The sequence below is a fragment of the Lysinibacillus sp. genome (genome assembly GCF_032093475.1).
Taxonomy (GTDB): domain Bacteria; phylum Bacillota; class Bacilli; order Bacillales_A; family Planococcaceae; genus Lysinibacillus; species Lysinibacillus irui.
In genome coordinates this window covers 1-11,397 of sequence record NZ_DAMDAY010000104.1, presented here as the reverse complement: position 1 = coordinate 11,397, position 11,397 = coordinate 1, and the positions used below count along the sequence as shown (strand labels likewise).

10 protein-coding genes are annotated in these 11,397 nt (G+C 38.2%); all 10 read right to left on the bottom strand.

Annotation, left to right across the window (positions count from 1 at the left end; translation table 11 throughout):
- Positions 1-962 (bottom strand): DUF4179 domain-containing protein (locus tag RT445_RS18295; RefSeq protein ID WP_313471182.1); only part of this gene is annotated, 962 nt, incomplete at its 3' end.
- The gene (locus RT445_RS18290) at positions 963-1,472 is read right to left on the bottom strand and encodes a sigma-70 family RNA polymerase sigma factor (protein ID WP_274793495.1); all 510 of its coding nucleotides are present in this window, start codon (positions 1,470-1,472) and stop codon (positions 963-965) included.
- A 123-nt stretch (positions 1,473-1,595) separates the two neighbouring features.
- Positions 1,596-2,768 (bottom strand): iron-containing alcohol dehydrogenase, encoded by a 1,173-nt coding sequence (locus tag RT445_RS18285; RefSeq protein ID WP_274793496.1) that lies wholly within the window; start codon positions 2,766-2,768, stop codon positions 1,596-1,598.
- A gap of 17 nt (positions 2,769-2,785) precedes the next feature.
- On the bottom strand, positions 2,786-3,631 hold the full coding sequence (ahlS, locus tag RT445_RS18280; protein WP_274793497.1) for an AhlS family quorum-quenching N-acyl homoserine lactonase: 846 nt from the start codon (positions 3,629-3,631) through the stop codon (positions 2,786-2,788).
- 20 nt (positions 3,632-3,651) lie between these two features.
- On the bottom strand, positions 3,652-5,073 hold the full coding sequence (locus RT445_RS18275) for an aldehyde dehydrogenase family protein (RefSeq protein ID WP_274793498.1): 1,422 nt from the start codon (positions 5,071-5,073) through the stop codon (positions 3,652-3,654).
- A gap of 92 nt (positions 5,074-5,165) precedes the next feature.
- Positions 5,166-6,164 carry a LacI family DNA-binding transcriptional regulator gene (locus tag RT445_RS18270; protein WP_274793499.1) on the bottom strand — a complete coding sequence of 333 codons (999 nt, stop codon included), beginning with the start codon at positions 6,162-6,164 and terminating at the stop codon, positions 5,166-5,168.
- Between the two features lie 66 nt (positions 6,165-6,230).
- Complete coding sequence (locus RT445_RS18265) at positions 6,231-7,463, bottom strand: RtcB family protein (protein ID WP_274793500.1); 1,233 nt, start codon at positions 7,461-7,463, stop codon at positions 6,231-6,233.
- A 104-nt stretch (positions 7,464-7,567) separates the two neighbouring features.
- Positions 7,568-9,418, bottom strand: a complete 1,851-nt coding sequence (locus RT445_RS18260; RefSeq protein WP_274793501.1) for a dynamin family protein — start codon at positions 9,416-9,418, stop codon at positions 7,568-7,570.
- Between the two features lie 292 nt (positions 9,419-9,710).
- On the bottom strand, positions 9,711-10,589 hold the full coding sequence (gene rbsK, locus RT445_RS18255) for a ribokinase (RefSeq protein ID WP_274793502.1): 879 nt from the start codon (positions 10,587-10,589) through the stop codon (positions 9,711-9,713).
- A 75-nt stretch (positions 10,590-10,664) separates the two neighbouring features.
- The gene (locus tag RT445_RS18250; RefSeq protein WP_274793503.1) at positions 10,665-10,835 is read right to left on the bottom strand and encodes a hypothetical protein; all 171 of its coding nucleotides are present in this window, start codon (positions 10,833-10,835) and stop codon (positions 10,665-10,667) included.
- Positions 10,836-11,397 lie beyond the last annotated feature (562 nt).

Here is an 11,397-nt window from a genome sequence, read left to right as displayed (position 1 = left end):
GGTAGGGCTACTACTTTCCCAATGGCTAATGATAACTGCTTAGGTTCCCTAAAATAATTACTTTGCAGATAGAATGTCGCTTCCCCATCTAGTAAAGTCCCTGTTGCTGTCAGACCATTTTGAATCGTTGTCCAAGCCTCTCCCCTTTCGTCCAACATACGAATATCCTCAAAGCCTAAAATCCGCATCGTATTATGGGGATCAAGAGCCATTGTAATACCTGTTCGAAGTGGCGATATAGAAACAGATTTTACCGTTATATGCTGGCCTTCAAAGCTCAGTTCTTTATTTACTACATATACCTTAGCTTTAGCGATTGGTTTTTTCACTGAAAATGGGATGGAAAAAGTTGTTTGCTGTTGATCATTAACTTGTATTACTAATTCAAATTGTGCACCTTGATAATTAATCGGCTCGTTAAATGTTACTTGAAAATTTTCCTCAATGACCGTCGTTTCTTCTCCATGATACCAGCCATATCCCAGACCTACGGGTATTATTTCACCATTCAGTTTGAGATGTATGTTCTTGATGTCGAGCTGTTGAATATCGAATGGGGCGGTTAATGTATAAGGGAGGATCATCCCTGTTTCATCCGCAATAACACCTTGAAGTGTAAACGTTAATTCATTTTTACTTTGTGACACGCCAAGCTCCTCGTAATATTGATTATTTACAATATCTTGGACACCTTTATCATCGTTGATCATATGGACAATTGGTGCAAAAATAGGTATTTTTGCCAAACTATTTGCAAGTGCAGGAGATACACGAATAGATGTTACTAGCACTACTATCAATATCGTTACAATAGCAAGGCTTTGCCAAATTCGTTGACGTATTCGTTTTTCAGAATGGTAGCGATTCATACTTTTCAAGCGTGCGTTGACCAATTGCTCTTGTGGTACTTTTATTTGTGTTAATTCCTGGGCGAATTTATCATAATCAAACCTGTCCCTCATTTAATGCTCCCCCTTTTCCATAAAGTAGTGTTTTAGCTTGCTTAGTGCTGTATGCAATCTAGATTTAACCGTACCCTCGGGGATATTATGTAGTGCAGCAATCTCCTTGTTTTGTAAGTCATGAAAATATTTAAGAAAAATGAGCTCCTGCTGTGCTTTTGGTAATTTTGCAATAATTTCTGTCATTTCAAAGCGTTGATGATCCTGTGAATGATCACCCATTTCTACATTCTCCTGTAAATCTACACGTAATCTTTTTTCTCGCATATCATAGCAAATATTGAGTAAAATTCGGACAAGCCATGTACCAAAATAAGCTACCTCTTTTAAAGTATGTATTTTTTTTAAGCTTCGATAGGTTGTTTCCTGAACGGCTTCTACAGCATCATGTTCATTTCTTAAATAGGCAAAGGCAATACGATACAATGTCTGTTCATGGTTTTGAATAAGGCAAAGAAATGCCTGTTCATCACCAGCGATGGCACGCTTTACTAATGCTTGTTCATCCAACTTCCTCACTCCCCTCTAATGATTAGACTGTTGAGCGTGCTATTTCGTTCAGGTTTTTCCAAGTATTTATATCATAAAGCATAAAAAAGAGAAACGCTGAAAAATCAACGTTTCTCATGTTCTCTATGGTTCACGGACTTCGCCATCAAAGGCAGCTAGGTAAATTTGATAAATATCATCTCGCTCTAATGGCATAGGACTGCGTGCTAAAATACGTGTTTGTTTGGTTGCATCCTCTGTTAACTGTTCGAGTGCTGAAGCAGGTATACCGAATCCTTGTAAAGTGGAAGGAATTTGAACATCTTTAATTAGTTGTTGTAATGCTTCTACACATTTATAGGAAGCCTCTTGCTGTGATAAGTAGATAGAAGATACCCCCATCGCATCGACGATATCTTTCATACGTTTCTCACAACTTTGTCGGATATAGCCCATAACATATGGTAACAGCACTGCATTGGAGTCACCATGAGCAATATGGAATTGACCTCCAAGCGGATAGGCTAAAGCGTGAACACCGGCTACACCGGCATTGAAAAAGGCTAAGCCTGCTAAATAACTGCCATAACTCATATCGGTACGCGCTTGCTTGTCTTGCCCATTATGGACAGCTGTTCGTATTGACTGACTAATTAATCGGATAGCTTGTAGTGCAAGTGCGTCTGTTACTGCATTCGCATTTACTGATACGTAGGCTTCTATCGCATGAGTTAACGCATCTACACCAGTCGCAGCCGTCACCTTCGCTGGTAAGGAAATCGTTAAGGCAGGATCTACAATCGCTACATCTGCTAGTAAATAATCGTGTGTCACGACATCCTTGGTTGTGTCGAGTGACAGCACAGAGATATTAGTTACCTCCGAGCCTGTCCCAGAAGTAGTTGGAATTAAGATTTTAGGTAATCCTTTATTGTCTACTGTTTTTGTTCCAGTTAAATTTAAATAATCTGCCACTTTTCCATCATGTGTTGCTAATACAGCGGCAAGCTTTGCTAAATCTAGTGCGCTGCCCCCACCTACACCAATCACTAAATCAAATGGATGCTTTCTCGTAAAATCAACCAGTTTTTCTCCAATTGCGAGCGGAGGCTCTGGTGCAATATCGGTATAAATGGTTGTCTTGTAGCCTTCTTCAATTAAAGGCTTTTCAACATAATCTGTTAAACCTATTTCTTTTAATAATGGATCTGTCACGATTAAAATATTGTAAGCGTTAAATTTCTTTACCTCTAGCAGAAGCTGACTCAAACAGCCCCAGCCAGTATAACTAGCAGGTGTAAAGGTTAATTTATGCATGGCTTCTCTACTCCTATCTACTCGTAATAGCCTTCCGTCGATTTTCTAAACGATTTGAATTGAACAGGGTCATGTCCAAACCATACTTGTGAATTTGTTTCATGTGCTAATCTTCGAATCCGTTCAACCGTTGCATTATAGCCTACAGAATCATAGATAATGCCTGGTGGCTTGACAGGAGGACCAAAGCTTTCAGCTGTGTATATGGCATCTGAAGCTAAAATGATGCCACCTGTGTCAGGCATTTGAATATGCAACCCTAGCATGCCCCAAGCATGACCACTACCAAAATTCAATACTTGTATACCTTCTGCTAGTTTCACATGATCCTCGCCACGTTTAATGAGACGCCATTGTAGATTATTTTTAATCCACATATCAATGTCACCCCATACATAGGCACCGTCTTTTACATTTCTGGCATATGTTTGTAATGTGCCATTAAACTCGTCCTCCTGCACTATAATCGTCGCATTTGTAAACAGTTCTAAGCAACCTGCATGGTCGAGATGCAAATGAGAAGCTACGACATATTTGATATCCTCTGGGCGAACATTTAATTCTTCTAATCGGTGATGTAAATAGCATTCTTCTGGCATATTGATAGGAAATGCTTTTTGCGTAAATTCACCCCAACGTCCTTCTGGTCCCATCGAGTTTGGATTACACGCAGTATCAAATAAAATTTTGCCTTCTGGATGATCAATTAGAACAGTATAAACTGGGAATTCCACAAATTCATTTGGCTGATTTGGATGGTCGATCGTTGCAGGATTATGCATCGCAATCATATAGTTTTTATCCATTCGCATCGTACCATTGTCCATCACATACAATTTTGGGTGTTGTTTAATCATTTTCATTTTCCCATCTCCATTCGTGATTATTGGTTATTCCATATTACTAGCTTCATTTCCGTCATTTCTTCTAATGCATATTTAATACCCTCACGACCAGTGCCACTTTCCTTTACACCACCATATGGCATATGATCGACTCGATAGGTAGGTACATCATTAATCAGGACCCCACCTACCTGCAATGCTTTCGTAGCTTGAAAAGCTGTCTGAATAGAAGGTGTGAAGATACCCGCCTGTAGACCATAGTGAGAGTCATTGATAGCCGCTATCGCCTCTTCAATAGTCGATACTGTATTGACAGTAACGACAGGTGCAAAAATTTCTTCACAAGACACACGACTCTGTGGTTGAACATTATATAGAACCGTAGGCAATAAAATATGATTGTCAATGCGGCCTCCAGTAATCACTTGTGCTCCTTCAGCAACCGCTTCTTCAATCCATTGATACGCTCGCTGTTGTTCAGCTTGTGATATCATCATTGCTAGATCTGTCTGGCTATCCATTGGATCACCAATAGTCAGCTGCTCGATTTTGGCGTTCAGCAGCGTTAAAAATTCCTCAATCATACTCTCCATAACATAGATTCGCTGTAGAGAAATACAGACTTGACCTTGGTTGGAAAATGCCCCCATTACAATACGATCCATAATACGCTCGAGCTGTACCCCTTCATCAATAATTACGCCTGCATTGGAGCCTAATTCTAAAGTTACTTTCTTCAAACCTGCTCGATTGCGTAGAGAAATCCCTACTGCTGGGCTTCCTGTAAACGTAATCATTTTAACGTTTGGATGTGCTAAAAACACGTCGCCTACTAATTTTCCTTGACCTGTTACGAGATTAAAGGCACCTGCTGGTAAATTAGTTTGGGCCAATAACCTAGCTAGAAAATGAGCAGACAGTGCTGTTTGTGTGGCAGGTTTTAGAACGATTGTATTGCCTGCTGCTAATGCCGGGCCTACTTTATGGGCCACTAGGTTTTGGGGAAAGTTAAAGGGGGTAATCGCTGCCACGACACCTATTGGTTCACGAATTGTATAAGCAAAACGCCCCTCTCCATTTTTCGATGCATCCATAGGAATCATTTCACCAGTTAGACGCTTCGCTTCTTCAGCGGCAAATTTATACGTTTCAATTGTGCGATCAATTTCAGCGTAGGCATACTTTAACGGCTTTGCTGATTCCATAGCAATAATACTCGCCGCTTCCTCTCGATTTTCTGCAAAAAGGGTGGATAAATGCTCTAATATCTCTGCTCGTTGAAAAGCCGTTAATGCAGCCATTTGAGGAGCTGCGGCCTGTGCACTTTCAATGGCCTCCTTTACATCTTGCTCTGTGGCCATCGCAATTTGTGCCAATACCTCTTGTGAATAAGGGGCTAGGACCTCCACCCATTCAGCAGTCATCTTCCATTCTCCGTTGATCCATAAGCCCTTTTTCAACTTGATTCACTCCTTTCTTTATGGTTACGTATTCATTTCAGAAAATAAAGAAATGAATACGTAACCATTATGGTGTAAAAAACAAACTGATATTACATCAGTTCATTTTTACACGTTGTATTTCTTGGAAAAAGTTTAACAGACTCTGTTTGTCTAATGCAAGAACTTTTTTTCTCCATAACCTCAAATAATTTTTCAATCGCTATAAAACCTAAGTTCTCTTCTGACGTTAAACCTACTGTCGTCAAGGCAATGGAGTGGTGTTTACTAAGCTCAACATTGTCAATGCCCATGACATTGAAATCGCTTGGAACCTTGAACCCTCTCTCTAAACATAGATTCAATATTTCAATGGCGATAGCATCTGTAGCCGCACATATAGCTGTAGGTCTTCTATCCAACTTTAATAGTTCCTCAAAGGCGCGTTCAATTTCATTTTTATTGGTGTTTGTAAAAAATGTAGGCACAGTTTTGTCATCTATTCCATGTTGCTTTAAAGCCTGGACAAATCCTTGATAGCGACCATAGAAGGTGCTCATTTGATGTGGACCACCTATCCAGCATAGCGATTGATGCCCTAAAGATAAGAGATGATTTGCCGCAAGATAGCCAGCATGCACATTATCAATTTCTACAAAATGTCTATTTTCTTGATGCTTACGATTAAACATAATAAAGGGAATTCCGCGTTTTTCTAGTTTAAAAAATAGCTCATCCTGATATAGCATAGAAGATAAAATAATGGCATCCGCCTTCGTTTCTAAAACGGCATTATAGATCGAGTTTAAATTGTCCTCTGTCCCAAAATAGACATTGACTTTATAGCCTCGAGCATTGACATAATTAACGATCGCTGTTGTTGTATCAACAAAAAAAGGATTATGTAATGGTCCTGAAATTAGTGTAATAATGCCTGTTTTTTGCTGAACAAGCGATCTTGCTATATCATTCGGTATATAGTTTAGTTCCTCAATCGCCTTCATTACTTTTTCAATTGTTTTTGGCTTTACTAGCTCTGGCGTATTCAACACCCTCGATACAGTTGTTTGTGAAACACCAGCGTACTTTGCCACATCTTTTGAAGATACCAAAAAACCACCCATTTCATTAATGTAAAGCTATATTATACCATTTATAGCCTATTGAGAATAGAATGGCTAATCATCCACTTTGCCCTTTCTCTCATACGGTTTTGCTGCCTCACTCGCTTTAAAATTATAGACAGGTTTAATGACTTTGACAATATCTACAGTTTCTCCTATGGCCGATATTATTTCTGACATTGGCTTATAAGCCATCGGTGCCTCATCCAATGTTTCCTCATTGACGGATGTTGTCCAAATGCCCTGCATCGTGTCTTTAAAATCGTTCATATTCAATGCTTTTTTAGCAGCTCGTCGTGAGAACATACGCCCTGCTCCATGTGGCGCTGAATAATTCCATTCTGCATTGCCTTTTCCAATACAAATAAGTGATCCATCGCGCATGTTCATCGGAATAACTAGCTTTTCTCCTTTATTGGCTCGAACAGCCCCTTTGCGAAGTGTCATTGTTTCAGTATCAATATAGTTATGAATCGTATCAAATGTATCCGTGAAATGCCACCCCATCTGTTTAGCGATTATTTCGGCAATAGTCCAACGATTCATACGTGCAAATTGTTGAGCAATCTTCATATCATGAATATAGTCATGGAAATAGTCACCCTCTAAATAGGCTAACTCTTTCGGCACAGCAGGATTTTGTTCTTTATAGGCGAGGATCATTGGTTGTATATCTTTTTCTCGCCCTAGTCGTTTAAGCTCTGCTATTTTTTCCGTCAAATCTTGTCGACGTAAATTTTCATATGCTCTTTTTTGATGCCAATTAGCTACTTTTGCTCCTACATAGCGTGAGCCTGTATGAATTAGTAAATAGTGCTGCTCTTCTTCATCCTTGGCAAGTTCGATAAAATGATTGCCACCACCAAGAGTACCTAATGACAGATTGGTATACTCATCTTTCAAACCGCTTGCTCGAAATTGTTTACCTTCAAATTCTAAAAATTGACGGGCAGGCGATACTTCCTTATGTATCTCCTGTCCACTTGGTACATGTGTACGGATGATAGAATCTAGCTTAGCAAAATCGACAGTCGAAACATCTAATTGTGCTACAAATACACCACATCCTACATCAATTCCAACAAGGTTTGGAACAACACGATTCTGCAATTGAATAGTCGTGCCAATGACACAGCCTTTGCCCGCATGATAATCTGGCATAATACGTACTTTCGTACCAGCCATAAACGCCTGATCTGTCAATTCTTGAATTTGGTCGATTGCTGTTTGGAGCGCTGTTTGAGCAAATATTTTTGCATCCGTAAAGCGGCCATTAATTTCAATCAAGTAAATCCCCTCCTTACTATTTATACGTAAAAATGGAATGATATGTTTCATCAAACATAAAAACGTTCTAAAAGGTCTGCCCTCTTAGAACGTTTTGTTCTAGCTTATTCTTCGTATTGGATCGCCAATTTCTTTGGAATTTCAGGAATATCGTTTGATTTTACATCCTCTTCCTTTAAAGAAAGCACTTCTAGATGATGCTTGTCTCTTACATCAAAAGGGATGGCGATACTTTCCATTTTATTATTCATTTGACTGCGTGTAAGTAAGCCGTTGTACGATAAATCGATACTTAAAATAGCCTGTACAGTTTCTTCAAGCATTTTGAGATCCTTGGCTTTCAAAGGTATCTCTTCATTCATTAAAAATGGCTGAAGGGTACCTTTAATATAGCCTTGAGCTTCAATTAAACATGAAAATTCATTTAGTTTTTCAGCATAGTTCTTTAATTGGCGCTTTTCTTTTGCTCTTTGTTGATTTAATTCTTGCACTTTTTGTTCAATCCGACTCATGCGCTCTTTTACTAATTCTATTAAATAAGGCTGTATGTCTTGAATCGCTTGCAACATTGCAGCTTCCGCTTGTTGTACTTTGTCATATTGCGCGACACAAATCACTTGTTGCTCATTTAACTTTTCTACTCGCTCTTTGAAAAAGTCATTTTGTGTATGTTGACCAAAAATAGCCTTCATGAGCCCTTTCCCATGAATTTTTTTATGCTGTGCATCTAAACGCTCGTATTCACGTGAATACTCACTGTGCATAGTACGATATTCTCTTAACATTTGTTGATAGTAAACAGCAATTTCTGTAAACTTATCTACCTTAGCATCCTGTAAATAATCATGTTGTGAGATTGTTTGTAATAGCTGATATAATGTTTGAACATGTTTAAATGTTTGAGCAACTTCTTCGTATTCTTGCTCATATTCCTTGACAATCGCCAAGTCTCGTTGGTTGCGAGAAAATTCATACTGGGTATCGCCTGCATATTTTTCAATATTCTCAACAGCAGATTGAAATGGATCGCGTTGTGGAATGACAGTTAATTCGAAGCGGAAACGTTCTAGCCATTGTAAGAAGCGAATTAAAATGGCATAGGTTTTTTTATCACTATTTTCAGCAAAACGATGTATTTCAGTAATTAAATGTTCGTACTGGCTTTTTTCCCAAAGCTCATGACTGTCCGTTTGCTTGGCTTCCAATGCATTTCTAGCTGAAACAGCGACAAAATCACTAATTAAATGACCTATTCGTTGTTGTTGCGAGGAGACAAATGCCGCAGCATGATCATCAGCATCAATACCATTAATAACACATAAAGGTTCAACCCCTTTATTTTTTAAGGCTTCCAGCAATAATATTTCAGCGTCAATAGCCATAGAGCCCGAGCGTAAAACCCAGAAAATTTCATCCACCCTATTCATCAATGCTTCAGAGAAATAAGCCATTTCTCCTCCCCCAGCTTCTAATGAAACAGAGTCAATGATCGTCACCGATTTAAGTAAATCATTTTTCAAATATACTTCTAAATAGTCCAAATGCTCACGTAAAATCTGAGAAGCAAACGTATCGCCAGTAGTTAATAGCTCTAATTTACTAAGATCGAATATGGCTACAACACCATCTAAAAAATAAGCTTTAATCTCCTCATGCTCGCCGTAACGTATAAATGTATTTACGCCTGTTGGATGTTGATCATCTACTGAAAGAATTTCACGTCCTAGCAGTCCATTAATAAGTGTTGTTTTACCTACACGTTCTTTTCCAACGATTAAAATCATTGTCTGATTATTGGCATCTTGAATAATACGATTTAAATGTTTAGCCGTATCTTTCACATATGTATTTTGGACAATAATGCCATATAGTTGTCGAAGTTGATCAACAAATTGTGGCAGAATATTATTCGCTGAGGTTGTATATTCGATTGGCGTGTTGTCAATGTTGGTCATCCTCAAAACCTCTTTTCGTATGTATCTATAAGTCCATTATAAATGAAACTATGGCTTTTCTAATACATGGATTGTCGAAAAGAGGACAAAATACTTATATGTTTATACAGCAAATAGGAATTCATCCTTATAACAATTCTCTGCTAACTTTACTTATTATTAGCTATTCAGACTAAAAGAAATAGTTTAAACAATGCTTTCTATTTTATTTGATAGAAATATTTTGAAATAATTATTTTAAACTTACATCTTTTTCTAATTGAATGACCTTTCTCCTAAATATCTACTACTTTTAAAATCCAGCCATACGTGCAAATACAGCATCAAGTGTCGGCATGCCGCCTTGTGCACTAAATTTTTCTACCGATAAAGAAGCAGCAATATTAGCAAAGTAGACAGCCTCATCCAACGATTGTCCCTCTACTAAGGCATAAGCTAACGCACCATTAAACGTATCCCCAGCACCTGTTGTATCCACAGCAGTCGTCATATAGCCTGGCACATGGATTGGATAGGTACCATCAGAATAACGTGCACCATCACTACCGAGCGTTATTATTAATTTATTTGGATACTTTTCTAAAAGGTGGTCAATCGGTTCATTAAAAATTTCTGCACATTCCGTTTCATTTGGTGTTAAATAGGTAATATCCTCCATCCATTGCACATCAAAATTTGCGGCAGGTGCAGGATTTAATAGTATGGGAACACCTGCCTCTTTACACATTCGAATGGCATAAGCTGTCGTCTCTTTTGGAATTTCAAGCTGGATGATCACCATTTGACTTTTTTGTATTAAGTGCTTGGAAGCCTCAAGATGTGATGGAGATAATTCATAGTTTGCTCCAGGTACAACAACAATGCGATTGTCGTTATTATAAATAAGAATATTCGCTATCCCTGTCAGAGCAGAAGGACTACTTACGATGGCACCCGTTTGTATATGTTCTTGTTGTAAAACACTCCGTAATGCCTCACCAAAGCTATCTTTACCCACACAGCCGATCATTGCCACTTCATGACCAAGACGGGCTGCCGCAACTGCTTGATTGGCCCCTTTACCACCAGGTACCGTTTGAAATGCCTGACCTAGAATCGTCTCCCCCTGCTTAGGAAAAGCATCCATTTGTACAATTAGATCCATATTTAAACTTCCTATGACTGTAATCATTGAATTCCCTACCTTTCTTCTACTTTCTATTTTAATGCAGAAAAAAGAACAAAGACAGGTTGATTTCAGAGCTTTTTATAGTTTTCCTAATAGCCCTTTTCTGGCCTCAAATTCAATTTTTGTATCACAATCATCACAGGAAAATTTCCCTTTCATATTTCTTTTATACATGGTATATTTTTTGGTCCCTTCAATTACTTCAAACGTCTTTTTACAAAAAATACATGAAACTGAATAAGTAATCATTCTATATTCCTCCTTCAGCAATTTACTACTTTTTACATCTACTTTCACATTATCAAAATATCCCATTTATGCATAGCAGTTATATTCTGAAAATTCATATTTATATGGTGATATTTCACATTCTATACATATTTATTTGCATCGATTGAAGCTAAGGAAAAAAACAGAATACAAGCTCAAATTCGTATTATTAGGTCAACTGATATCCTGTCAACCATTTTTATATGGTTTTATTAGGGGAGGACCCTCTTACAACATAGTTACTTTTTGGGCTTTAACAAGTGGAGCATTGACTTTGCATGGAGAAGTTAGGAATCAAACTATAGTTCTAGGAGGAAATTTATAATGAATCAAGTCGTTGGATATGGTTAAAGAAGAAAGCCAGGTTCGAGCATTTTTAGATATTAGAAGGTCTAAATGACTTTGTTATATTTTCAAGGTTTAGTGAAGCAGTATTGGTTAAGAGAAAATAAAAAAAGCCGAGGAATAAATCCTCGACTACTATTATTTTGCCTAGCGACGTCCTACTCTCACAGGGGGAAGCCCCCAACTACCATCGGCG

Bases quoted from the DNA above. Each gene is read 5' to 3' on its own strand.
- ahlS (WP_274793497.1), bottom strand. From the start codon at position 3,631: ATGAAAATGATTAAACAACACCCAAAATTGTATGTGATGGACAATGGT.
- RT445_RS18285 (WP_274793496.1), bottom strand. From the start codon at position 2,768: ATGCATAAATTAACCTTTACACCTGCTAGTTATACTGGCTGGGGCTGT.
- RT445_RS18250 (WP_274793503.1), bottom strand. From the start codon at position 10,835: ATGATTACTTATTCAGTTTCATGTATTTTTTGTAAAAAGACGTTTGAA.
- RT445_RS18260 (WP_274793501.1), bottom strand. From the start codon at position 9,418: ATGACCAACATTGACAACACGCCAATCGAATATACAACCTCAGCGAAT.
- rbsK (WP_274793502.1), bottom strand. From the start codon at position 10,589: ATGATTACAGTCATAGGAAGTTTAAATATGGATCTAATTGTACAAATG.